At 38.7% G+C, this 21120-nt stretch carries 33 protein-coding genes; 6 read left to right on the top strand and 27 right to left on the bottom strand.

Features of this window, described 5'->3' with window-relative positions; all coding sequences use genetic code 11:
- Nucleotides 1–34: 34 nt before the first annotated feature.
- From A9G40_RS02350 to A9G40_RS02295, 12 genes are all read right to left on the bottom strand, one after another.
- Nucleotides 35–292 (bottom strand): putative phage tail assembly chaperone, encoded by a 258-nt coding sequence (locus A9G40_RS02350; RefSeq protein ID WP_065581747.1) that lies wholly within the window; start codon nt 290–292, stop codon nt 35–37.
- A gap of 128 nt (nt 293–420) precedes the next feature.
- The gene (locus A9G40_RS02345) at nt 421–759 is read right to left on the bottom strand and encodes a hypothetical protein (protein WP_065581746.1); all 339 of its coding nucleotides are present in this window, start codon (nt 757–759) and stop codon (nt 421–423) included.
- Complete coding sequence (locus A9G40_RS02340) at nt 752–1111, bottom strand: D-Ala-D-Ala carboxypeptidase family metallohydrolase (protein ID WP_065581745.1); 360 nt, start codon at nt 1109–1111, stop codon at nt 752–754. The genes A9G40_RS02345 and A9G40_RS02340 overlap by 8 nt, the downstream gene beginning before the upstream one ends.
- Complete coding sequence (locus A9G40_RS02335; RefSeq protein ID WP_065581744.1) at nt 1111–1398, bottom strand: hypothetical protein; 288 nt, start codon at nt 1396–1398, stop codon at nt 1111–1113. The genes A9G40_RS02340 and A9G40_RS02335 overlap by 1 nt, the downstream gene beginning before the upstream one ends.
- Before the next feature lie 12 nt (nt 1399–1410).
- On the bottom strand, nt 1411–1869 hold the full coding sequence (locus A9G40_RS02330) for a phage protein (protein WP_065581743.1): 459 nt from the start codon (nt 1867–1869) through the stop codon (nt 1411–1413).
- A 13-nt stretch (nt 1870–1882) separates the two neighbouring features.
- The gene (locus A9G40_RS02325) at nt 1883–2995 is read right to left on the bottom strand and encodes a DUF2586 domain-containing protein (protein ID WP_065581742.1); all 1113 of its coding nucleotides are present in this window, start codon (nt 2993–2995) and stop codon (nt 1883–1885) included.
- Nucleotides 2996–3712 (bottom strand): hypothetical protein, encoded by a 717-nt coding sequence (locus A9G40_RS02320; protein ID WP_065581741.1) that lies wholly within the window; start codon nt 3710–3712, stop codon nt 2996–2998.
- Nucleotides 3702–4178 (bottom strand): phage tail protein, encoded by a 477-nt coding sequence (locus tag A9G40_RS02315; RefSeq protein ID WP_065581740.1) that lies wholly within the window; start codon nt 4176–4178, stop codon nt 3702–3704. The genes A9G40_RS02320 and A9G40_RS02315 overlap by 11 nt, the downstream gene beginning before the upstream one ends.
- Nucleotides 4175–4627, bottom strand: coding sequence for a head completion/stabilization protein (locus tag A9G40_RS02310; protein ID WP_065581739.1), 453 nt, complete (start codon nt 4625–4627; stop codon nt 4175–4177). The genes A9G40_RS02315 and A9G40_RS02310 overlap by 4 nt, the downstream gene beginning before the upstream one ends.
- A gap of 99 nt (nt 4628–4726) precedes the next feature.
- Complete coding sequence (gpM, locus tag A9G40_RS02305; RefSeq protein ID WP_065581738.1) at nt 4727–5431, bottom strand: phage terminase small subunit; 705 nt, start codon at nt 5429–5431, stop codon at nt 4727–4729.
- A 45-nt stretch (nt 5432–5476) separates the two neighbouring features.
- The gene (locus A9G40_RS02300; protein ID WP_065581737.1) at nt 5477–6466 is read right to left on the bottom strand and encodes a phage major capsid protein, P2 family; all 990 of its coding nucleotides are present in this window, start codon (nt 6464–6466) and stop codon (nt 5477–5479) included.
- 19 nt (nt 6467–6485) lie between these two features.
- Nucleotides 6486–7364 (bottom strand): GPO family capsid scaffolding protein, encoded by an 879-nt coding sequence (locus A9G40_RS02295; RefSeq protein ID WP_065581736.1) that lies wholly within the window; start codon nt 7362–7364, stop codon nt 6486–6488.
- A gap of 167 nt (nt 7365–7531) precedes the next feature.
- Here A9G40_RS02295 and A9G40_RS02290 point away from each other — a divergent pair, with 167 nt between their 5' ends.
- From A9G40_RS02290 to A9G40_RS02280, 3 genes are read left to right on the top strand one after another with little or no spacing between them, the layout of a single operon-like run.
- Nucleotides 7532–9319, top strand: a complete 1788-nt coding sequence (locus A9G40_RS02290) for a terminase large subunit domain-containing protein (protein WP_065581735.1) — start codon at nt 7532–7534, stop codon at nt 9317–9319.
- Nucleotides 9316–10362, top strand: a complete 1047-nt coding sequence (locus tag A9G40_RS02285) for a phage portal protein (protein WP_081302121.1) — start codon at nt 9316–9318, stop codon at nt 10360–10362. The genes A9G40_RS02290 and A9G40_RS02285 overlap by 4 nt, the downstream gene beginning before the upstream one ends.
- A gap of 43 nt (nt 10363–10405) precedes the next feature.
- Nucleotides 10406–10663 (top strand): ogr/Delta-like zinc finger family protein, encoded by a 258-nt coding sequence (locus tag A9G40_RS02280; protein WP_065581733.1) that lies wholly within the window; start codon nt 10406–10408, stop codon nt 10661–10663.
- Here the strand turns inward: A9G40_RS02280 and A9G40_RS14880 are convergent.
- The 9 genes from A9G40_RS14880 to A9G40_RS02235 all read right to left on the bottom strand — a co-directional run bounded on the left by A9G40_RS14880 (nt 10650) and on the right by A9G40_RS02235 (nt 16077).
- The gene (locus A9G40_RS14880) at nt 10650–10820 is read right to left on the bottom strand and encodes a hypothetical protein (protein ID WP_176700425.1); all 171 of its coding nucleotides are present in this window, start codon (nt 10818–10820) and stop codon (nt 10650–10652) included. The genes A9G40_RS02280 and A9G40_RS14880 overlap by 14 nt on opposite strands.
- Nucleotides 10821–11003: 183 nt before the next feature.
- Nucleotides 11004–11201 carry a hypothetical protein gene (locus A9G40_RS02275; protein WP_065581732.1) on the bottom strand — a complete coding sequence of 66 codons (198 nt, stop codon included), beginning with the start codon at nt 11199–11201 and terminating at the stop codon, nt 11004–11006.
- A 454-nt stretch (nt 11202–11655) separates the two neighbouring features.
- The gene (locus A9G40_RS02265) at nt 11656–13743 is read right to left on the bottom strand and encodes a replication endonuclease (protein WP_065581730.1); all 2088 of its coding nucleotides are present in this window, start codon (nt 13741–13743) and stop codon (nt 11656–11658) included.
- Between the two features lie 18 nt (nt 13744–13761).
- Nucleotides 13762–14007 carry a DUF3850 domain-containing protein gene (locus tag A9G40_RS02260; protein ID WP_065581729.1) on the bottom strand — a complete coding sequence of 82 codons (246 nt, stop codon included), beginning with the start codon at nt 14005–14007 and terminating at the stop codon, nt 13762–13764.
- A gap of 10 nt (nt 14008–14017) precedes the next feature.
- The gene (locus A9G40_RS02255) at nt 14018–14839 is read right to left on the bottom strand and encodes a DNA adenine methylase (protein ID WP_065581728.1); all 822 of its coding nucleotides are present in this window, start codon (nt 14837–14839) and stop codon (nt 14018–14020) included.
- Nucleotides 14840–14917: 78 nt separating this feature from the next.
- Nucleotides 14918–15124, bottom strand: coding sequence for a TraR/DksA C4-type zinc finger protein (locus A9G40_RS02250; protein ID WP_065581727.1), 207 nt, complete (start codon nt 15122–15124; stop codon nt 14918–14920).
- Nucleotides 15124–15336 (bottom strand): DUF2732 family protein, encoded by a 213-nt coding sequence (locus A9G40_RS02245; protein WP_065581726.1) that lies wholly within the window; start codon nt 15334–15336, stop codon nt 15124–15126. The genes A9G40_RS02250 and A9G40_RS02245 overlap by 1 nt, the downstream gene beginning before the upstream one ends.
- 2 nt (nt 15337–15338) lie before the next feature.
- Complete coding sequence (locus tag A9G40_RS02240; protein ID WP_065581725.1) at nt 15339–15683, bottom strand: hypothetical protein; 345 nt, start codon at nt 15681–15683, stop codon at nt 15339–15341.
- Between the two features lie 148 nt (nt 15684–15831).
- The gene (locus A9G40_RS02235; protein ID WP_065581724.1) at nt 15832–16077 is read right to left on the bottom strand and encodes a hypothetical protein; all 246 of its coding nucleotides are present in this window, start codon (nt 16075–16077) and stop codon (nt 15832–15834) included.
- Between the two features lie 153 nt (nt 16078–16230).
- Between A9G40_RS02235 and A9G40_RS02230 the strand changes: the two genes are divergently transcribed.
- The 3 genes from A9G40_RS02230 to A9G40_RS02220 are packed head-to-tail and all read left to right on the top strand — an operon-like array spanning nt 16231 to nt 18192.
- Nucleotides 16231–16596 carry a helix-turn-helix domain-containing protein gene (locus A9G40_RS02230; RefSeq protein ID WP_065581723.1) on the top strand — a complete coding sequence of 122 codons (366 nt, stop codon included), beginning with the start codon at nt 16231–16233 and terminating at the stop codon, nt 16594–16596.
- Nucleotides 16597–16618: 22 nt separating this feature from the next.
- Nucleotides 16619–17188, top strand: a complete 570-nt coding sequence (locus A9G40_RS02225) for a PH domain-containing protein (RefSeq protein WP_065581722.1) — start codon at nt 16619–16621, stop codon at nt 17186–17188.
- On the top strand, nt 17185–18192 hold the full coding sequence (locus tag A9G40_RS02220; protein WP_065581721.1) for a phage integrase: 1008 nt from the start codon (nt 17185–17187) through the stop codon (nt 18190–18192). The genes A9G40_RS02225 and A9G40_RS02220 overlap by 4 nt, the downstream gene beginning before the upstream one ends.
- Before the next feature lie 240 nt (nt 18193–18432).
- On the opposite strand, the gene A9G40_RS02215 is transcribed toward A9G40_RS02220, so the two are convergent.
- Genes A9G40_RS02215 through A9G40_RS02190 form a run of 6 tightly spaced genes read right to left on the bottom strand, consistent with a single transcriptional unit; the run spans nt 18433 to nt 20961 of the window.
- Nucleotides 18433–19455 (bottom strand): integrase, encoded by a 1023-nt coding sequence (locus tag A9G40_RS02215; RefSeq protein WP_065581720.1) that lies wholly within the window; start codon nt 19453–19455, stop codon nt 18433–18435.
- Nucleotides 19439–19663, bottom strand: coding sequence for a DUF4224 domain-containing protein (locus A9G40_RS02210; protein WP_065581719.1), 225 nt, complete (start codon nt 19661–19663; stop codon nt 19439–19441). The genes A9G40_RS02215 and A9G40_RS02210 overlap by 17 nt, the downstream gene beginning before the upstream one ends.
- A gap of 2 nt (nt 19664–19665) precedes the next feature.
- Nucleotides 19666–19884: a hypothetical protein gene (locus A9G40_RS02205; RefSeq protein WP_065581718.1), complete on the bottom strand. Its 219-nt coding sequence runs from the start codon at nt 19882–19884 to the stop codon at nt 19666–19668.
- Nucleotides 19885–19944: 60 nt separating this feature from the next.
- Nucleotides 19945–20319, bottom strand: coding sequence for a Lar family restriction alleviation protein (locus A9G40_RS02200; RefSeq protein ID WP_065581717.1), 375 nt, complete (start codon nt 20317–20319; stop codon nt 19945–19947).
- Between the two features lie 11 nt (nt 20320–20330).
- Complete coding sequence (locus A9G40_RS02195) at nt 20331–20690, bottom strand: hypothetical protein (protein ID WP_065581716.1); 360 nt, start codon at nt 20688–20690, stop codon at nt 20331–20333.
- 25 nt (nt 20691–20715) lie between these two features.
- Entirely contained in the window at nt 20716–20961 is a 246-nt protein-coding gene (locus tag A9G40_RS02190) for a DUF3850 domain-containing protein (RefSeq protein WP_065581715.1), read from the bottom strand.
- Nucleotides 20962–21120 lie beyond the last annotated feature (159 nt).

Below are 21120 nucleotides of genomic sequence, written 5' to 3'. Positions count from 1 at the left end.
AACGAATTTTGCTCAATCTTCTTTACCCGCTTGTTTAGTTTTTTACTTCAATTTCCAAATCCGGTGCGTATTGCTTAATAACTTTTTCAATAATTTGTAATGCCGCCCCAACATATGTATCCAAAATTTCATTTAACTTCTCTTTATCATCAGCCAAAACCGTACGACGTAAAAAGTTAGTTGCAGGCGCAATTTTGTCGTTCATCGTGATATCGTTGATATACGTGTTATAAGCTAATTTTGTTGGTTCAAAAGTAATATCTGTGCCATTAATTGTTAAAGTGATTTTCATGTTGTACCTCGTTTATTGTTTCTACTAAAGTGTTGTGCCTAAGTGCGCAGTCGATATAAATGCTGCGCCATTCAATTAGTGCATTTTGTATTGCGGTAGCTGAGTTGTTCTCAATTTTCGGCAATATTTCAACGCACTTTGTTAATGTGTTTTGTTGATAAAATTTGCTCGTAATCTGCTGTTTGTTTGTTGAACAGCTCGACAAAATCACGACTAATGCAATCGCTATTAGCAACATTGCTAGCGGTCTGCGCTTTCTTGTTATTTTGTCGTTCATACGTTTTTACCTGATTTAACTTAGTTTCTAGCTCTTGCGATTTATTGTTAATAACTGATTGTTGTTGCTGTGTTTCAAAATTTAGCTGGTTTATTTGTTTTAGTGATTTGCTATCATGTTGTAACGATGAAAAATAAATACCAAAACAAAAAATCAACACTGCAATAATCGCCAGTTTGTATTTACTCATTCGATCCCCATCGAGCTTTTACTGCTCTAACATCAACATGGGTAAATGTGCGATATCGACCGATCCCGAAATTTTCCGGACATTTTGCATCTAAATAATCAGCAACAGCAGACGGCGGAACGTTTTTTACTCTGATGTCAGCAGCGTTACCGAGCACGTGCTGGCTACTGGTTTTACCCCCAACGGCTTGATTATGTTTTTTGCAGCGGCATGCACTATTAACAAAAACAGGAGCATTAAAATGAGCACGAATATCTTCTAATACATCAATTAAAAGTGGATTTACATCATCAAAGCCGCAACCGCATTTACATGCAAATTCTGAGCGTTTAAAGTGTGCTGATAAATTCATTAATTTTTTCCTTTTTGTTTTTTATCAATGTAAGTAATAACAACCCATTCAATCAGTGAGTGCCCAAGAATACCGAGCAACGCCGCCGCGCCAACGACAACCAGCTGAGGTGCATTTGGGTGAGGAATCATTATTAAACCGGAAATAAGAGACGAACCAGTACCTAGCAACGCTCGCCCAATAACTTTTCTCCAAGTGATCGCTTCGTCACCAGCGAGCAGCTTAGCTACACCGAGCATAAAGCCTACAAGCCCGATTTTTACTAATAATGATTCTTCATTAGTCATTGTTATAACCCATTAATAATTTAATAAATTGCGTGTATCAGTTGCGGACAAATACGGCACCCCGTTAATGCTGACAAAATCGGGGGATGTCACCATGTAATCGATAGTATGCGTAGTTTCATCATCGCCGCTTTTATCTGCATTTAATAAATCCGAAATTTTCAACTTACAGCCGAACGCCTCTATTTTTTGTGATTCGTCGCCAGTATCTGCATAAAACATAAAATCAGATGCGGGCATAGCACGAAACGATCCGAAACTTCTAGCTATCGCTACCAACTTATTAAAATACTTACTAGTCAGCGTGATAGAGCCTTCTGCTGTTACTGATCCAGCGATATGCCCATCGGGCACGCCGTTAGTTGATGCAACGGCGCTATTATCAGTGATAGTCAATGTCACACTTTTAACTTGTATTAATTCACCGCCAAAATTGACGTCAAACGATTTCCCTGTAATTCTTGAACCCATTTTTTACTCCTGATTACTGATCTAAGGATGCATCAAGCATCAGACTGATAGTGATTTGCATCGGAATATCACGCGTGCGCACAACTGCATAAATATCAACTGTTTTAGGTGTTTTCCACGTAATCACAATGTCGCCATCTTTGGGCTTTTTAACTTCACCCGGAAATTCGATGCCGTTAATCTGCGATGTGATTGACATCTCACGCATCGGCTTAGCAAAGTATTGCTGATGTACGGCTATCGAATTAGCCGAGCTATTGAATGATGCGTCGGCAATTTTAGCGATTGCCAATAATCGAATTTTTCGGGCGACTTTATCGATAACGCGTACTGTTTCTGCTGATTGATAATCACCGCCTTCAACGTCTAATGTGCGATCGTCCGCCCAATAAATCCCGTCGTAATCTGGATACCACATTGGCACACTGTACCGATTTGCATTTAGTGTTTGCAAAGTCGCTAATGGCAATTCCACACCTGCGGAATCAACTGGCAATTCATCACAACCGAGGTTGCTCACTGCGCCCGTTTTAACACGTGCTAACGCATCAGCAATGGTTACCGAGCGATTACATGAACGCCCAGCATTGACAAAAGGCTCATTACCCCAGATCATTGGTACAAGTGTAATTGCGTATTCAGCAATACCGTTTTGCAGTGTTGCTAACCGGGATTCATATTTTGCCCAAGTTTCTTTAGCTTGTAGCCCCTCTACACCAAGGATAAACCGAACCCAGCGACCATACTTTGAAATTAAATTCTTGCGCAAACTGATGGCCTTGTTGATTTCGGCTTTAGTATTGATACTTTCTGCGTAAACAACTGCTTCAAACGATCCGATTTTTTGAGCCTGCATTACAGCATCAGTCCAGTCTTGGCCGTCGTTTAAAATAGCAATACTGGCAAACCAGTTTTGTCCGGCATTTTCTAATGCCGCTAATATGCCTTTTTTTAGCGCGCCATCTTCATTACCCAGCACGCCGTTAAAATCAGTTTGTGCATTGACTGAAATAATTTGCCCTTTGTTTTTACTGGCATTGCCGATAAACAAAAATCGGCGTTCTACTTCGTCGGTTTCGCCTTGTAACAAATTAAGTTGATTAATTGTAATTGTTGGCCAAGTCATTTAATTTTTACCTCTTTTTATGTTTTGGGCTTTTACATCCCAGCCAAAGCTAATGTTTTTAAGTTGTCGTTCTAATATTTTGGAAAATTCGTTATCAGTTATGCCCATAAACGCACGGCTAGGAATTTTTACTGACCAAAATTGCTTAACTAGCTCATCGACCATTTTTTTTATTACTACCCCCGCCTGTGCTTGAGAGTAATTATCTCGAAGCCACTTCGCAGATGATTTAACTTCTTTTTTACCGTTTGAATGCGTATGCCCTAGCTCTCTTAACTTCTTTATTTGTTTTTTTGTAATTGAACCTTTTTTTTTACTATTTGATTGTTTTTTAAACTGCGTGGCGTTTTGTCGAATTGTTCGCCCATTTTGTTGCACATCAGCAACTACACCGATCGGGATATTTTTATCCGACGTGCTTTTATAATGTCCCTTAAAATAGAGTTTCACCGCTTCAATCGCCGGCATTTCTCTAACTACTATATGTTTAGCTATTTTTTTCAAAAGTGGGCTTTTACGCTTGCCTTTCCTTTCTTTAAAACCAGAACCATTAAAATCTTTCTGTTCTTTAATATTCCGTTTTATTGCCGGAATCATTCCCAGCTTTGCTATACGCCACAAAAGACGTTGTTTTTTCTTGGGCGGCATCTCAAGCTTTTTAATAGCTTCTTGTAATTCTTTTAGTTGGGCTTTGTTTAATTCGCCACTAATTTGCATTAATATTCACCTGCTCCGGGTGCACCCAAACGCTTGTAAGCCCGAGCTTGTAACGTTTACCTTTATATGGTATTGATCCGCTTTCATCTTCGATCAGCGTGATATCTTCTGATAGCGGTACAGCAATCATTAAGTAAGCGGTTTGTTCGTCATTTTCTGATACGTCAATGTCCGGATTGACATTATCAAACTGCGCATCGTCCCGATTCTTACTTTCAAGCCAGCACATCACTAAAGCAAAAATCAAACACGGGTCATAAATCCGGTACGGAAATTCGTCAAATGTTATTACCGCATCGTATTTCAGTTTTGCACATAAAAGTTGCTCCGCCGGCTGTTTTGTTATCAGCTTAAACACGCGATCAATTTCTAAATTGTCCATAAATGAACTAAATTTCTGGCCGCGGTACACCGCAGGCGGTAAATTCGTTTTTAGAAACTCGGTTAATTCAGTGATCAAACTCATATCAATGCAACCCCGCAACGACGCAAACCTAGTAATTTACGTATTTCTCTTGTGCTTTCTGCTAATAATGTCGCTCTCATCTCTTTTTGACTTTCGCCGATTTTGTCATCTCGACTAGCAATACTGACAAATTCACCGATCAGATCGGCTTTAGCTCGTGCAAAAACGGCTTTTTTATAAATAATCACTGTTGAAGAGACGCCCTCAACACTGATTACTCCGCAATTTTCGGCGCTCGTAATACCGTTTGCCACTTGTTTGTTTTTGTACTGTTCTAACGTTAAATTAATTTCAACAACAGCAGATACAATTGCATCACGCAGTAAACGATCGTTAATGTTTGGCGACATAGCTCTATCAATCTGAAACTCAGATAAATTCAAATCAGGCCAGAAGCCGTCATTGTTGATGATAATTACTGATTGATTAAAATCTTGACCGCTAAACATAAAAATACCTTTAAAAAAGTGCCCGTACGCAAACTTTGAATATCAGCAAATTAATACTTAATTCTCATTTGCTGGGCACTGGTGGTTGCGTGTAGTCTGTTAATTGCTCAGCGCGTTAATTCGTTGCTCAATATTAGTTAGCATTGTTTTAACGCCGATTTTTCCATAAATATTTTGTGCTTGAGTTAATAACTCTTGCGCTTGTTTTAATACTTCAACATCTTCTACAGCTGTGGCTCTTGGCTTTCCTTCTTCGTCACGAAGTAAATATAATCCGGCAAACTTGTACCATTCCGCTTTATCTGATTCGTATAATCGCCACTTATTTTTAACTAGCTCAAACACTCGACTAAAATACGGCTCAACAGAATGCCCGCTTGCTGCCGTTGTTTCGACCCAATCAAACATCTCACGGGCAACAAACCCCGGCAGTTTCATGCTCCAATTTTTTGGCGTGTTCTGATTCTGCTCTATAGCAATTTCAGCCCAAGCTAGTGCCTGATCGATTTGTTGCGTGTCGAACAACCAAACGATGCACCAGACTAAAATTGGGTTTTGATAAATTTTGCCTTCAGATAAATAGCGTTCAGCAACCGGCAGCCACTTCGGTAGCACAACACTCAACTTATATTTGTTGCGTTCTGCCATGTCGCTACCAAAAGTACGCAAGTATTCGATATCACGTTCAAGCTCAGCATTAACAATATGCAAGCTACTTTTTGAATCAACCAACACCGCTTTTTCTTGACTGATTTGTGCAACTTTTTCCCGGTGTTGCTGAAATGGTGATAAAACAACTGTCATATAAAAACCTTTGTTGAGCCACTAGATAACTAGCGGCGTGGTTAATTAAACGAATGAGATAGCACTTTCATCAATCGATACGTACAATTCTGGTGCTTCTAATGCATAACCTTCATTGCGCCAATACTTGTTTTCGAATTGCTTGCGATCTTGTACATCTTCAACAGCACGGCGACGTGAACCTTTTTGCGTGTAGATATGTAAGTTTTTAAGCGTAGTAGCTACAATTCGCTTACCGGGCATAAACGGCGGTACAAACGCTTTTTTACCTGCGATAATCGTATCAAGCTGGGCTGCAGCGAGATTTTCAGTTGGTGTATCCGCTTTGCTGTATAATCTAAATTGTTCACGAGCCAGTAAATCACTACCAATTAAAATCACGATATCCGGATCGTTACGACACTCAACTGGCAGATGATTAACAAGATCAGAAGCCATAGCGTCTAATGTTTCGTAACTACCGCCCGGACCCAGAGTAACTGGAGTCGTTAATACTTGTGAACCGCCATTCCATTCTTTAGCAATTTGATGCCATCCCTTATTTACATCTTCGCCGTTCGGATACGTGACAGGATCAGATGTTGATGCAACACTAGTACCATTGAAACCAATTCTTAACATATCTAGCGCAAACTGTTTATCAATAAACGATTGCATCAAACGAAAAAATTCACCTTCACCGCCAGAATTCGCCCAAACGCTAAGCGTTGCCCAGTCCAATGCTGCGCAAGAATCGGTTTCGCTTAATGCGTATTTGTTGCCAGTAACGCCTAATTTACGAATAAATCGACCGCCGGCTGTGCGACCCGTTAATAATTGAGATGTTCCCGTTACAACAACTTGCCCCGCTAATTGATCGACATCAAAACAAGTAATCATCTGTAAAAATTCGGTGCTGTGTAAAATTGCTTCACGTAGCCGTGTGTCCATCGGATCAGATAGTGAAAACTGACGAGTAACATCCGAAACGCCAGCTTGCTGCGCCAACGCCGTGCAATATTTTTGTATTAAATTTTCAGCCTTTTTATTTAACATTTATTTATCCCGTTCTTAATTAATGCAAGTCAATGCCAAAATTTTGTGAACCAATCGCCGGTTTTGCAGTAGTTGGCGTTTTCATCAGCACATTAAATCTTTCAGTTAATTTTTTGTTTTCCGCTTTAAGTTGTTGAATTTCTTTTTTTATTTTTGAGAATTCCGCGCTTTCAGCAATATCTTGTACTTCGTCAAGGCTTTCTTCTGCTTGTTCAGCTTGCTCTTGAATATCATCGGCAGTTTCTTGCGCTTCTTCTGTATTGCCGCTTTCTAACTGCTCCATTAATGTTTTTACCTGCTCTTGTAGCTCTTGTATTAGCTGTTTAGCTTCTGCATTTTCAGCTAATAGCGCATCAATTTCGTCTTGTGTCATGCTAAAATTCTCTCTTCTAGTGAGTTTTGATAAATTAATTTTTTTACTTGTTGAGTGACTCTTTTTTTCAGAATTAAATAGTAAAACTGGCTCAGATCTAAAACCCTTTTTATTAGCTGAAAATGCAATCCGGGAAGTTCCAGTGCTTGCTGGCTGATCGGTGGCAGCTAAACCTACAAGATAAAAATCTCCGTCTTCTGGAAAATCGGGCAAAATTTCAATTGATGAATAGATTTTCTGTTCCTGTTCATTCATTGATTGAAAAATAGCATTAGCACGTAAGCGAGCCATTAATTTTAGTTTTCCATCTTTTTCTTCTAACTTTAACTGTTCAACTGTGCCTAAGTTAGCAGAAAATTGCCGCCAAAATGGCTCTTCATGTTCACACCAAACCAATGCTTGATATAATTCTGCACTATAATTTTTTACAACGCTTTCGAGCCATTCTCGCTTGATTTCTCGCCCGTCGATTGTTTTGCCTTCCCGGGCAATGCATAACCAATCACTGATTTTGATTTCTGCCATATTTTTAATTTTGTTGAATTGATTTAAATGATGTGAGTATGTTAACGGCTAGCAAGCTGGTTTGCACTTGATACGTTTCGGATATAAACCCTTTTCCGAAAAGGGGTTAATGATTGTCTCAGTTGATTAAAGGACAATACTATCATCTAAAAAATAGAGGTAGTTACGTGAGATATAATTCAGAATTAATTAACGCGGCGCAGGCACTATATCTAAAACGGCATACGCCAAAAGAGATAGCAAAATCCTTACATTTAAAAAACGTCCGGATCGTTTACTACTGGGCAGAAAAGTACAAATGGTCGTTGCTATTAAGTGAAGAATCGGTAGAAGATGCAATTAATCGACGACTAGCATTACTGATCGGACGAGATAATAAAAACGAGTTAGAGCTGCGAGAGATCGAGAATCTGGTAGCGCAGCATATCAAATTAATTAACGTACGGGCTAAAACACAGCACAAACAAGAGCAAACTGAAACTACAGATAATATTAATGCCCACAGCGGGCAAAATTTACAACAACAAAATGAAAAATCAGTCAAAAAGCCACGCCGCCGCCGAAAAAATGACATATCAGGCATTACCAAAGAAAACTTTGACGAAGTAGCGCAAACACGTTTATATCCGCACCAGCTTTATGTTAGAGAACATAAGCAAGCGTCACGCTATCGCTTTATTTTAAAAAGCCGCCAAATCGGTTTTACGTTCTATTTTGCTTTTGAAGCATTTGAAGATGCGGTACTAACTGGAAATAATCAGATATTTGTTTCATCATCAAAAGCCCAAGCCCGGGTTTTTTCAATGTACATAAAGCGGATCGCCGATGAATTTTTTAACGTTGAAATAAAGGGCGGTGACTTTATCACATTAAGCAATCATGCAAATTTGATTTTATGTGCAAATAACGTAAGCACAGCACAAAGTTATAGCGGTAATGTCTATTTTGACGAAGTTTTCTGGATGGCTAAATTCATTGAGTTATACACGGGAGCTAAAGCGATGGCGACATTGGGCGATTTTAGAATAACGTTATTTTCAACGCCTAGCACAATCGATCACCCGTGCCACAAATTGTGGTCAGGCGAAGAATGGAAAGACGGATCGCCAAAACGTAAAAATATCGATTTCCCGGCCGATGAAACGCTGCGCATGAATGGCACAATCTGCCCAGACAAATTTTGGCGGTTACTTATCACGATGGAAGATGCAATCAACCTCGGTTTTGATAAAGTTGACATTGATGATCTAAAAGATTCGAACAGCGCCCAAGCTTTTAAAATTCTGTATTGCTGTAAATTTGCCGAAAGTGGCAAGGGCGTTTTTGACTTTGAAAAATTACAAAAATGCATTACTGATGCAAGCAAATGGCAAGATTTAGACTTAAAAGCCGATCGGCCATTTGGAAATCGTGAAGTGTGGGCGGGCTTTGACCCGAGCCGAACACGTGACAACGCTACATTTGTGCTAGTTGCACCGCCGTTACATCCTGATGAAAAGTTCCGAGTGCTAGCTATTTATCAATGGCGGGGTATGAACTTTAAATATATGGCCAACGAAATTAAAAAAATTAAAGCCAAGTTCAATATTACTTATATCGGCATTGATATAACCGGGATCGGCTACGGTGTTTATGAACATATTAAAGAGTTTGCACGGCGTGAAGTTCGAGATATTCACTATAACGTAAATATCAAAAATCAATTGGTTTTAAAAATGGTCGATGTTGTCGAGGAGGGGCGAATTGAATGGGACGAGGAGCAAAAAACCTTAATCACGGCGTTTATGTCAATTGAACAACAAGCCACGGCCAAATCAAATCAGATCACATATGCCGCTAGCAGGACAGAACAAACAGGACACGCCGACGAATTTTTTGCTATAGCGCACGCGGTATTTAATGAACCATTAAACAACACTAAAAAACGTCAATCAAAATGGGTATTACAAAAATGATAAATCTGTTTAAACGAAAAAAAGCACAAAAAACCGCTCGAATGAGTTCAATTGCATTTGAACGGCCGGAAACCGTATTAACTGACCTAACTTATTATCATAATGCCCGTAATGAATATGAACGTGATTGTTATACGATCCCAATCGATAGGCTCGCCCTGTCACAACTACCGAATATTAACGCACAGCACGGCGGAATAGTGCAAGCAAGGCGTAACATGTTACTAAGCACGTACAAAAGTGGCGGATTAAGCAATATGCAAGCTATGTCGGCTTTTTTAGATCTAATTATATTCGGTGATTGTTATCTGCTAAAGCTGCGTAATGCGTTTGGTCATGTAGTCGGATTATCGCCGCTTATGTCGTTATATGTCAGAGCACAAAAAAACGATGATGAAAACGAAATAACCGGCTTTGTTTTTCCAAATAAAAATGAAACGATTATTTACCCAGTTGAAGATGTAATTCAAGTAAAAATGCCCGACACACAGCAACAAGTTTATGGTCTACCTGATTACTTGGGTGGCGTAAATAGTGCCATGTTAAACAGTGAATCCACTATGTTCCGCCGTCGTTATTATAATAACGGGGCGCACATGGGTTATATTTTTTACGTTAATGACCCAAATATCACCGATGAAGTCGAAAATGAAATAAAAGAAAGGATAGAAAATTCTAAAGGGGTGGGTAACTTTAAAAATATGTTTGTAAGTATCCCAGAGGGAAGTCCCGACGGTATAAAATTGATACCGGTTGGCGATCTAAACTCGGCAAAAGATGAATTTGCAAACATCAAGAACATTTCAGCGCAGGACCTTTTAAATGCGCATCGTTTCCCCGCCGGCCTTTCGGGTGTTATTCCGGCTAACGGCTCAAATACGGGGGATGTTACAAAGTTACGCAAGAATTATATGGCAACTGAAACCAAGGTTTTACAGGATTTAATTCGTGATTCAGTGAACAACGATCAAGACATCATTAATTCACCATTTTCTAATCGATTACTATTTGATTTTGAAGTAATTATCCCGCCAACTGATTAAAATATGTTATAATTGGCTCGTGTAGAACTTACTAGGGGATAACATGAGCCGTACTCCACTTTTATTATGTCCTGAATGTGGCCAAAAAGCCCGAATCACAAAAACCGCCCGCACCCACAAACTGCTAAATTATCAATATTGTTCATGCTCAGATCCTGAGTGTGGTTTGACGTTTAGAATTAAATCGGAATTTGACAGAGTGTTAAGTCCAAGCGCGAAAGGACTAGATAGATTAAATGCTTACTTAGCTAGCCGGAGCAATCACTCACAGCTAGCTTTTGATGTGATTAATCCCGTTTAGTTTTGGTTTTGTCAATATCTTTCATTTTTAATAATATTTCATGCAACAAACATAAGCCGATTTTTATATCATTGTTTGATAACTCAGCATCAATCATTAATTTGTTTAAAAATTCGGCTTGCTCTAACTTAATGCTATTTATTGTTATTTGATCCATTCTTTCATCCTTTAATAACTGTACATATATACAGTATATTTATACAGCTATCACTTGGCAAGAAAAAATTAAAAAAATGTGATCAATGTCTAACTATCTGATTTTTATTATATAAAACTATGTAAAGAAGTTGGTGGTAAACTGAGCAAAATTGAGTTTACCACCAAAAAAATTCACTCAGTTTTATTCATATTGTTCTATTACTGAATGCAACAAATCCGCAATACAGCAAATTATCACCATGAAATCGGTGGGGGTTGAATGTGCATTGATGCAATTACGGGCAATTGTTTCGGCCTGTTCGATTTTTGCAAAATTATTAAGGTGGATGATAACGTTTTCTGATGTGTCAACTGTTGTAAGTTGGTTAAAGTTTTTCATAGTATTTTATCCGTTGATAATGTTTAAACTATCACCACCAACATGCCAATATTGGCGGCGAACTGAACAAGGTTGGCATTACCGCTCAACGAAACGGCGCTCCTTTCGAAGCCCTCGCTCAGTCCACCATAGAATAGGTATGACTAAGCACGCATAAAAATACCGCTGACGCGGCTTATACGTCGTTGAACTAACAAGATGCCAATCTTGACGTTAGATTTTGCTAACGTATTTTTACTATATATCGATTGTAGTTTTATTGTCAACTTTCTCATTGATTGCCTTTAAATGTTCTAGCGCTTCTTGCATCTTCTCTAACGAACAATTGCATTTAAACTGCAAAGAATCTAATTCATTAATAAGAGTCAAAAGAGACACTGATCGAGGCACAGGTCTGATTAAAGGCTTATTCGGTGGTGTTGTCACTTTGTTACTCCTTAGTTAATTAAGTTAATTAAAAATCAAACTCAACAAAATCATTTTTAATCGGCTTTTTAAATCGGCTTGGCGAATTGCTAACGATGAGATGCACACCATCTAACGTGTTATCTAATTTTAAATACTGACTTTCACTAATTTTTATACTCTCTCGCAAATAAAGCTTATTAATGGTGAAATTATCATCTGGCAAGCCAATTATTTTCAATTGTTTTCTAATTTCTTCACGCTGATCGTCCTGCGGTGATTTTTTAACCTGCGTACAGTTATTGACAGAACTCCAAGGGGCGCATTCGCGCCTATTTTTAGAGACAATAGCCCATTTAATTAGCCGCGTACAAATAAATGACGCAGCACCAACCAGCGGCGAAAAAACACCCTTTATTTTTTGTATAGTCTCCTCGAATTGATTTTGCTCGTCCTCGTACGAAATTCTGACCCGCAGGTCTTTGCGCTGAACCATCGCACCTCCCTGTAGCTGCGTATACGCTGCCCAGTCGCCCGCATCGGCTGCGGCCAAAACCGGATCAATAGCTGGGCTTTCGACTTTTTGACTGCCGAGTCGACGCAGTTCACGCCACACGGTTACTGGTGCGCCGCCGATCTGCTGAAATTGACGAATGCCCCAGCGGCTAGCCCAAGCCGTTACGTTCTTCGCCATTTCTTTTAGATTTTGCCCAGTTTCGTCATCGACCTCGCCGTCAAGTTGATAACCGTCAATGTTTTTAGAGATATATTTGGCAATGTAGCCCGTTGCCGAACCTTTCTCTTTTTCGATATTTTCAAACTTAAAGCGAGCACGCTGCGCACCCTGTTCGCTGCCGTCTTCTTCTAGCGCATAAGTTTGCATAATTTCATAAACCCGCTGTTTGTGTTTCGGTAGCATAAAAACTAAAATATGCCAATGCGGCGTACCGTCGTGATGCGGCTCGGCAACACGAAAGCCGAAAATTTTAATATTTTCGCGGCTTAGTTTTGCTCGGATTTTTGCCCAGACGCCGCACAAATAACGCTGCGTATCTCGGGGTGTGCCGCCGTTCCAGTTTTGAACAAAACCACCTTTGGCGTGTACAGCGTGATATTTTGACGGCGCAGTCAATGTTATAAATGCCCCCTCATAGCCGAATTCATCAGCAATATCTTCAAAGCCTCGCATTCTTACCATAAGCTCACAACGGCGGATTGCAGGGTTAGCATTGGATTTATCGACTTGTAAAACAAGTTCAAATTGCTCGCCTGTTTCAGTATTTTCTATACATTGATTTTTGAGCCATTCCCGATTTTTCCTTTTTTGCTCTTTCCATTCGCCAATGCAAGTACGGCTTGCGTACGGGCTTGCGGATTTCTGGACTTGCCCGGCAGCAATAGCCAAGTGTTCACGTTGAAAAGCCCATCGTCGCTTTAACTTGCTTTTCCACCACTTATCATCTGATAATTTAGCTAGCGCGATAACAATTTGCTGTTCACTGATTTCATTTTTTTTATAATCAGCAAAATAGGGGGCTGTAATTTTTAACGGCTTTAGTTGCTCTAATGCAAATTTATAGATAGCTAATTCATGGTCGTTATTGGATAACTTAAATTCATCAGTTTCTAAAAATTTAATAATTAAATTGTGCATATAGCCAGCAATCTTACCGCCCAACTCTTCAACGTCGATTTTATCCAGCGTCGGCAATATCGATAGTTGTTTATAAAATTCCTGAACAATCAGACTTTTTCCGGCATTTTCGATTGCGTATTGCTGCTGTACTTCGGTGCAACGAGTTAGCCCACAAGTGCGTAAATAGGTATTAGCAACTTTTGAGCCTTTTTCTTGATATAGTGTTAAGTATTTTCTAGCGAAGTACCTGCCAATAAACAAAGGGGAATCACTAAAATACGGGTGAAAATAATCATACTCATGCGGTATCTGTTCCCATAACGGGCGCTCAATAATTGTTAAATCCTTGGGCGGTCTGCGGGCTGTGGCGTATTGTGATTTTGGTTGAATGTATTTTGTCGGCAAAAATTTACCGACGGTATCGTAAAAATCACGCATAGCCAAAAACAGGGCAGATTTAGCCCTGTTGCTGATTGGTGGTAAGTGCGTGATTGTGGTCATGTTATTCTTGTGCTGGTGTTAACTGACATCTTTGACAAGACTAAGCATTACATAGCCTTTCTGTAGATATTTTTCATCTTCTAATATATGAGAAATGTATCGACGAATTTTGCGGCATGTATAATTGCCATTAGCAAACTCATATAAATACAGCACATCGCCGACGCTATAATTACGATCGTTGATACGTAATTCTGCTGTTTTTCTTCCTGCTAAAATCGCTTCAAAATGTTCTGTTTGAATTTTTAAGTTATGTAGTTTCATTGTCTAGCCTCTAAACCATATCCGGCGTTAATACGCCTATAATTTCCTTTGCAGTCTTGCGGTTACCATTTGCCGCAACTGAACGAGGTGCGTCGATTTCGTAGATTTCGAAATCACTAAAAATACCCTTTACTATAGCGTTGTTACTGTTTGATACGATCGCAGTTGCTCCACGTCTAACGGCATGAACCAGTAAATCACGTAACAATTTCGTAACCGGGTAATTAAATTTGTGAGGGGTGTAGCCAGTAAAAATATCGTTTTTAGTGCCTGAGATGTACGGCGGATCGCAATAAATAACGTCGCCATCCTCGGCCATTTCGATCGCAGCCCTAAAGTCTGCCGCCATTAATGTAACTGGGACGGAGATCAGCTTATTGCTAAATGCGATTAGTTCAGTTTTTGGGAAATAAACTTTTTTATATTTGCCGTGCGGTACATTAAATTCGCCTTTCTGGTTATAACGGCAAATACCGTTAAAGCAATGGCGATTTAAATAGATAAACTCAGCAGCACGTTCTAACGTGAGCGGTTGCGTTATGTTGCAATTAAAGCGGCAGCGAACTTCATAAAAATCAATGTCACTATCAAATAATGATTGAGTGGTATTTATTAATCCGGCTAAATCATCACGTAGCCAGCGATAAACATTAATTAAATCACGGTTTTTATCAGCTAATATATAGCTACTATAATTTGTATTGATAAACACATTACCCGCCCCAACAAACGGCTCTATTAGCCGCTTTCCGTCTGGCAAGTGAGGTAATAACTGAGGAATAAGCCGACCTTTACCGCCGACCCATTTTAAAAAGGATTTTTCTACACACATTTTTTGAGCCTTAAAAGATTCGGGGCTGATTGCCCCCTTTTGTTTAATTGAAATATTCTTATTTGTCAGATTCCGTGCTTACCTTTTTGCTTCTAAAATCTGCTGACAATAAACACACAAACTACACCCCGGCACGGCGTCACGTCTTGCTTCTGGTATTGGCTCGCAGCATTCACAGCAATAAAGTGATGATTTGCCGGTGTAAACCTTTGCACTTGCATTTTTCACAGCCGCGGCGGCAACTGTTTCAATGTGTGCTTGTGCTATATCTGCTAAATCTGCCATTAGAAGTCACCCCGTTGCCCTGACCGCATGACTTCGGCTTCTTGTTCTAAAAGGTCGGCTGACTGGGTCGGGCTTAAGTCATAAGTTCGAATAAAAGCCGCCAAGCGTTCCAGCTTTGCCGTGAATACGTCACAGAGTCCGCTTTTTGTTTCTTCTTTTGCTTGAGTTAAGGCTTGCAATAATGCATCGCCTGATAATGTTGTCATGTCCATTTTTACCACCTGTATTTAGTTTCTTTTTTAAAATCTTCTTCTTCACATAATGCGAATGCATCAATAATCGCTTGCAACCGACGTAAGCCTTTTTTCAGATCGTCAATTTCGTTATCTGTTAGGTTGTCGTAATTCATTTCCCACGCATGTGTAAATTGACTATCTACGTTATAAATTTCCGTTGTACGCAATTCGATGCCCGACGCACTAAGTAACAACCGTTTTTGCCCAGGTTTTAAATTGTTAAAAGCCGATCTGGCCAAACTGCGCTTACCGCTTAATATTTGGTGAAATTCACGCAAAAAACTGCGGGGCTCAATAGTTTGAGTGCTTTGTGCTACATTCATCTTCATCACCTATTAACGGCTGATACAACTTAATTACTTGCCCGTTTGACTTCTCAATCCAACCCCTTGGGTTGTGCATGTTGATTTGAATATCGATCGGGGTTGGTTGCTGCGTGGTCTTTTTTAAATAGAATGAGTTAGCCATTGCTTAAACCTCAAAAATTAAATTGATTCGTTTTTTACTTTCCATTGCCGCACCCGCTGAGATATCGAACATATTAATCAGCGTACGGGTACGGCTTGATTTTTCTGAAACAGGTTTCTTCTTGACCGGAAGATCCCCTTTTTTGACGTATTTTTTAACTGTTTCAAGAGGTAAACCGGAAAGCTCAGCATAGCGTTCGACAGTTACCCAAGGTCCAAACTTTAAAGTTATTGAAATCGGTTCGCTCATAGTGCATTATGTCCTTTTTGGAATTATTGACCTTTATTGACTCTTATTGACACTCTTTTTGTGTCGTTTTGCGTTTTTTAATAATAATTCACATCGTATTGCGTTGTCAATATAAAAAGACATCGAAATGCGTTTTTAGTTTATGGAAAAAAAATGATTAAGTTTGATAATAGTAGAAACGTAATAAACAGAATTCTTTCTGCCTATAAATTAAAAACTGTTAAATCACTAGCAGATAGATGGGATATTACGGCCAGCGTTATAGGTAGTAGGGTTCAAAGAAATACGTTTCCCTCTGATTTTGTAATTAAATGCATATTAGATACTGGTGCAGATTTGAAGTGGCTTTGCACGGGCGAGGGTGAACCCAATATCGACGGTATCAAAACAGAAAAAAAATCAATTGAACTATCAAGCGAAGCGTTGGAAAAACTAGAACGAATTGCAGCACTAAAAAACAGTGGTGCTATTACTGATGATGAGTATCAGTTATTGAAGAGTAGTATTTTTAATAAATAATAAAAAAGAGGAAGGAAATAAAATGATTGATTATAAAACAGCAACAAAAGCTGAATTATTAGCCGAATTTGAACGATTAAAAAAAATATCTCATGATGACGGTTTTTTTACTAAAAAAGAATTTTTACACTTTCCGCAAATCGCTATGCCGGGCGAAACACCGATCGCTATATCGTCGGGGAAAATGGACGGTAAAACATGGCTGATTATTTTAACCAATCATCGGGTAATATTTTTAGATAAAGGCATGCTTTTTGGACTAAAACAAGTTGCATTAGATCTAAGCCATATCTCATCTGTTGGCGGAGAAACCAAATTACTATCAGGTGAAATAACAATCGCCGCAGACGGACACACGTACACGGTCGAAAACGTCTCAAAAAAAGGCGTTGTACCGTTTACTAACATGGTTAAGCAAGCAATAGAAGCACTAAAACAAAGCAAAGAACAAAGCGCAAACAACCACGCCCAACAACCCACAACCAATAATAATGACCCGTTCGAACAATTAGAACGTTTAGCATCATTAAAAGAAAAGGGCATTATCACAGAAGAAGAATTTCAAGCACAAAAGGCTAAAATTCTGGGATGAGTGTACGCAAGCAATCCAACGGCAAATGGCTGTTTGAAAAATATTTAGATGGCGGCAGGCGCATCCGTAAGACGTTCGCAACTAAAGGCGAAGCGCTTGCTTATGAAAGCTATATCGAAGAACAAGCAGCTACCAAGCCTTGGATTGCTGAAAAGCAAGATCGGCGGCGTTTGTCTGATTTGGTTAATACTTGGTATTTATCACACGGCAAAACGTTAGAAGACGGCGAGAGAGAAAAGCGGATATTAGACTTTATTTGTGAAAGCCTAGGGGATCCGCTTGCCGATAATTTTACTGCCAAGGACTTTACTAATTACCGACAAAAACGGTTAAGCGGTGAAATATACCGGGTAAAGTCTAAGCAGGTTGTTTCAAAACGAACCTTAAACTTGGAACTAGTTTATTTCCGTTCTGTATTCAATGAATTAAAAAGACTTGGTGAGTGGAATAAGCCCAATCCTTTAGACAATATTAAGCAGTTTAAAACCCAAGAACAAGAAATGGCATACTTTACGTCCGATCAAATCGATGCCGTACTTGCCGAATCTGCATTAAGCACCGATAAAGAATTGCTGTTAAAGGTAAAAATTGGGCTATCAACTGGGGCGCGTTGGTCTGAAATATGCGATCTGACGTCGTCACAAATAAAAGACGGTCGTATTACATTTATCAAAACTAAAGGGCGGCGTAATCGTTCAGTGCCGATAACCCAAGAGCTATTAAACGAATTACCAAAGACAAAGGGCAAGCTATTTAAATGTACTATTAGTGATAAATACTTTCGTAAAATGATTGAGAAGTGCGGCATTGATTTGCCCGACGGACAACTAACTCATGTATTACGCCACACTTTTGCTAGTCATTTTATGATGAACGGGGGCAATATCTTGGTACTACAAAAAATACTTGGGCATACTGATATTAAAGTCACAATGCGTTACGCTCACTTTGCACCCGATCACTTAGAGGAAGCAGCGGCATTAAATCCACTAATTAAACGCTAAAAATGGCGGTAAAATGGCGGTCGAGTTGCCCCTTATCGACCATTAAAGACCTTTATTGACATTGTAAAATATTGATTTATTTATAAGTTGTTGTTTTTTAATGTGTAAGTTAAGGATTGCAAATCCGTCTACCTCGGTTCGACTCCGGGACGCGCCTCCATTTATAATAAGTAAAATCAATAAGATAAAATATTGTAATTTTAAAATCATCAACACTTAGAATTAACTTAGAATATACAGTTAGAATAAATCTTCTTTTTTGGGTGGGTTTAACGTCGGTGTTATTTTCACTTTTCGGTCATATGTATTAACCTGAGCCTCGGTCTTATGACCACTAAATAGCTGTTTATCTTTAGTTGCTCCGTCGTAGTCCGAAATAGCTTTAGCTTTGATATCGTGAAATGTGCAATTGATTTTTCTGCCCAGCTTTTCTTCTGCTTTTCGCTTTGCATCTAACCAATATGAATTAAATGTCTTCTGGATTAGCTTACCTCCTGATTTATTTTGTAGCACGAGAGAGTCGGGGGAGGATGGGGGGAACAGTTTTTTAGCTAAATTAATTGCGTCCATTAGTCGTTCTGTCCATTGTTTGATTTGCCGTTTTCCTGTTTTGCCTTGTTTTATGTAAATACCCTCTTTAAGTATTTGGCTGTGCTTAAGTTTAAATATATCACCCTCCCGAACTGCGCACAGATACGATATTTCCATGGCCACTTTTAGTATATCGATCGCTTCATCATAAATTGTGTAATACTCTATGTCTTCAATATATTTATCTCTCGCTTGAATGCTGAATTTTTTAACCCCAGAACACGGATTTATTTTGCAATACCCACGCTCATAGCCCCAGCCAAACGCCACCGACATATAAGATAATTCGTGATTTGCCTGTACTTTGCTTTGCTCACCCCTGATATCCATGTAGCGTCTTATATGTTCAGGTCTAATATTATTAACGTTTATATGTCCAAAAACAGGTAATATTTTTTTAGCTCCTCGCAACTTATCTTCTTGTGAGCGTGATGACAGTTTATGAAAAGCAGCGCTATTTAAGTGCGTACTCCACAGTTTACTAAACGTCATTTCCTCTTTTTGTTCAGCAATAACGCCCTCATACTTTGCCCATAGTTCCACCATGCTCATATTTATCGAGCCTAGTGTGACGGTCTTGTTTTCTCTTGTTTTGAGGTAGTATGAATATTTATTTTTTGATACACGAGGAGGGAGGATATTGTCTTTTTTGTCTTTACGGTTCCTTGCCATTTAAAGCTCCAAAATCTGGCTCTTGTTGTTGTTTTTGTTCAACGATTACCTTTTGATTCAATGATGAACGTAGAATTATTGGCTTACCAAGCAAATTGACATGAAAGCAGAACTTGTTTTCTCTTAACCATTTTATCTGTAACTTTTTTCTTTTTTTGCCTGTTAACATATGTAGTTCATCATCTGTTAATATAATTGATTCACCCATGCTTATACCTCTTTATTAATAATAATGCCTCTTGCTGTTCCTTTGAGCACTTTTATATATCCTTTTTCCTGTAAGGATTTTAAAAAAAGTTCTATTGTATTAGCCGACCTGTAATTAAGAATTTTAGCCATCTCTGAGCGAGTGGGTGGGTAGTCATTGGCATCAATAAACCCTTTTATTGCGTTTAATACACGTTTCTGTTTTTCTGTTAACTCTAACATTATTTACTCCTATAATTTTCTCATCTCTCATCAATAAATAAACTACGTAATTGTCTGTATTTATTCATGTTTTAACCTTAAGCTATCAGCAAATGCTAGAATTTCAGCTTTATATTGTTTTTGTGGCGGAAAATCACTACCGACAACTCCGATGTATGTTTCGTTATCAGCTTTTTTTACGGCTTCTTCAATAGCTTGCGCTTTAATTTCGTTGATATGTTTTTGTGATTTGCTGATTCTTGAATTCCAAGCCAAAATTGCTTTATTTTCAGTATCTTTTTCGCAACCTCTTGCATTACAATCATAGCAAACCACAGCGAAACAAATAGCATCTCTGAGATGCTCAGGAATATCTTCATTGAGTCTATAATCAATCTCATCAATGAATAAATATTCACTGCCGCAAAACGGGCAAGGTTTTAATTGTTTTGTCATAATTGTTCTCCTCATTTAACTGTTACTATCACGCCGTTTTTTATTACAGCGCGCAAACCAATACATTTAACGGGAAATAAACCATCCCCTAGTTTTGTATAAACTGGCAAAATCTCAGCAATTATTTGCTCGTGTATTTCGCTCAAATTTATTCCAAACATGCGCTCTAATATCCTAATTGTTGCATGTTCGCTAACTATTAGTTTATTATTACGTGATAGTTCATTTATCTTTGTTTGTACGTCGAGTATTTCATTTTTGATTGAGTTATAGCGATGCTGACAATCTGTTAATTCTGTTTTGACAACGCTTTGCTTCGCTTTTAATTTTTGTAATTGAGTTTGATATTTCTTTAGAGTATTACTATTCATAATTCGCCTAATTCCTCTACATAAATCAGTATATTACGTCAATGCTCAGCATTACATAACCATCCCTCAAATACTCAGCATCATCTAAAATGTGAGAGACAATAACGCTACATTGATTGCCAGTTCGATTACCTAGCTCATCAATCTCATGCAACTTTAGAATATCTCCGACTTTGTAATTTCGGTCGTTGTAGCGTATTTCAGCCTTTTTTATGTCTTTTACAACATCCATAAAATACTCTGATTTAATTTTTAGTTCGTGTGTAGTCATGATTATTTCCTTTTAATTACAGCTTTTACTGGTTCGACCATACAGTTATCAGCAAACACTTCTCCTTGACCGCTAATAAGATTGATTGCGCATCCGTTAGTTATTTCGTGTACACCTTTAGATGAGCATTTGAAAACAAACGACAGAATAATCGGGTCT

Origin of the sequence: Gilliamella sp. Nev3-1 (assembly GCF_001690435.1) — a bacterium.
GTDB lineage: Bacteria > Pseudomonadota > Gammaproteobacteria > Enterobacterales > Orbaceae > Gilliamella > Gilliamella apicola_C.
The sequence above is the reverse complement of the archived record's forward strand: the minus strand, read 5'-3'. Positions and strand labels throughout refer to the sequence as shown.

Coding starts and splice junctions, on each gene's coding strand:
- A9G40_RS02235 (WP_065581724.1), bottom strand. CDS start 16,077: ATGAGCGAACCGATTTCAATAACTTTAAAGTTTGGACCTTGGGTAACT.
- A9G40_RS02285 (WP_081302121.1), top strand. CDS start 9,316: ATGATAAATCTGTTTAAACGAAAAAAAGCACAAAAAACCGCTCGAATG.
- A9G40_RS02295 (WP_065581736.1), bottom strand. CDS start 7,364: ATGGCAGAAATCAAAATCAGTGATTGGTTATGCATTGCCCGGGAAGGC.
- A9G40_RS02315 (WP_065581740.1), bottom strand. CDS start 4,178: ATGAGTTTGATCACTGAATTAACCGAGTTTCTAAAAACGAATTTACCG.
- A9G40_RS02275 (WP_065581732.1), bottom strand. CDS start 11,201: ATGAAAAACTTTAACCAACTTACAACAGTTGACACATCAGAAAACGTT.
- A9G40_RS02280 (WP_065581733.1), top strand. CDS start 10,406: ATGAGCCGTACTCCACTTTTATTATGTCCTGAATGTGGCCAAAAAGCC.
- A9G40_RS02190 (WP_065581715.1), bottom strand. CDS start 20,961: ATGACTACACACGAACTAAAAATTAAATCAGAGTATTTTATGGATGTT.
- A9G40_RS02215 (WP_065581720.1), bottom strand. CDS start 19,455: ATGGCAAGGAACCGTAAAGACAAAAAAGACAATATCCTCCCTCCTCGT.
- gpM (WP_065581738.1), bottom strand. CDS start 5,431: ATGACAGTTGTTTTATCACCATTTCAGCAACACCGGGAAAAAGTTGCA.
- A9G40_RS02205 (WP_065581718.1), bottom strand. CDS start 19,884: ATGTTAGAGTTAACAGAAAAACAGAAACGTGTATTAAACGCAATAAAA.
- A9G40_RS02195 (WP_065581716.1), bottom strand. CDS start 20,690: ATGAATAGTAATACTCTAAAGAAATATCAAACTCAATTACAAAAATTA.
- A9G40_RS02240 (WP_065581725.1), bottom strand. CDS start 15,683: ATGAATGTAGCACAAAGCACTCAAACTATTGAGCCCCGCAGTTTTTTG.
- A9G40_RS02300 (WP_065581737.1), bottom strand. CDS start 6,466: ATGTTAAATAAAAAGGCTGAAAATTTAATACAAAAATATTGCACGGCG.
- A9G40_RS02350 (WP_065581747.1), bottom strand. CDS start 292: ATGAAAATCACTTTAACAATTAATGGCACAGATATTACTTTTGAACCA.
- A9G40_RS02210 (WP_065581719.1), bottom strand. CDS start 19,663: ATGGGTGAATCAATTATATTAACAGATGATGAACTACATATGTTAACA.
- A9G40_RS02220 (WP_065581721.1), top strand. CDS start 17,185: ATGAGTGTACGCAAGCAATCCAACGGCAAATGGCTGTTTGAAAAATAT.
- A9G40_RS02230 (WP_065581723.1), top strand. CDS start 16,231: ATGATTAAGTTTGATAATAGTAGAAACGTAATAAACAGAATTCTTTCT.
- A9G40_RS02255 (WP_065581728.1), bottom strand. CDS start 14,839: ATGTGTGTAGAAAAATCCTTTTTAAAATGGGTCGGCGGTAAAGGTCGG.
- A9G40_RS02310 (WP_065581739.1), bottom strand. CDS start 4,627: ATGTTTAGCGGTCAAGATTTTAATCAATCAGTAATTATCATCAACAAT.
- A9G40_RS02200 (WP_065581717.1), bottom strand. CDS start 20,319: ATGACAAAACAATTAAAACCTTGCCCGTTTTGCGGCAGTGAATATTTA.
- A9G40_RS02345 (WP_065581746.1), bottom strand. CDS start 759: ATGAGTAAATACAAACTGGCGATTATTGCAGTGTTGATTTTTTGTTTT.
- A9G40_RS02250 (WP_065581727.1), bottom strand. CDS start 15,124: ATGGCAGATTTAGCAGATATAGCACAAGCACACATTGAAACAGTTGCC.
- A9G40_RS02320 (WP_065581741.1), bottom strand. CDS start 3,712: ATGCAAATTAGTGGCGAATTAAACAAAGCCCAACTAAAAGAATTACAA.
- A9G40_RS02265 (WP_065581730.1), bottom strand. CDS start 13,743: ATGACCACAATCACGCACTTACCACCAATCAGCAACAGGGCTAAATCT.
- A9G40_RS02245 (WP_065581726.1), bottom strand. CDS start 15,336: ATGGACATGACAACATTATCAGGCGATGCATTATTGCAAGCCTTAACT.
- A9G40_RS02340 (WP_065581745.1), bottom strand. CDS start 1,111: ATGAATTTATCAGCACACTTTAAACGCTCAGAATTTGCATGTAAATGC.
- A9G40_RS02325 (WP_065581742.1), bottom strand. CDS start 2,995: ATGACTTGGCCAACAATTACAATTAATCAACTTAATTTGTTACAAGGC.
- A9G40_RS02260 (WP_065581729.1), bottom strand. CDS start 14,007: ATGAAACTACATAACTTAAAAATTCAAACAGAACATTTTGAAGCGATT.
- A9G40_RS02335 (WP_065581744.1), bottom strand. CDS start 1,398: ATGACTAATGAAGAATCATTATTAGTAAAAATCGGGCTTGTAGGCTTT.
- A9G40_RS02330 (WP_065581743.1), bottom strand. CDS start 1,869: ATGGGTTCAAGAATTACAGGGAAATCGTTTGACGTCAATTTTGGCGGT.
- A9G40_RS02225 (WP_065581722.1), top strand. CDS start 16,619: ATGATTGATTATAAAACAGCAACAAAAGCTGAATTATTAGCCGAATTT.
- A9G40_RS14880 (WP_176700425.1), bottom strand. CDS start 10,820: ATGGATCAAATAACAATAAATAGCATTAAGTTAGAGCAAGCCGAATTT.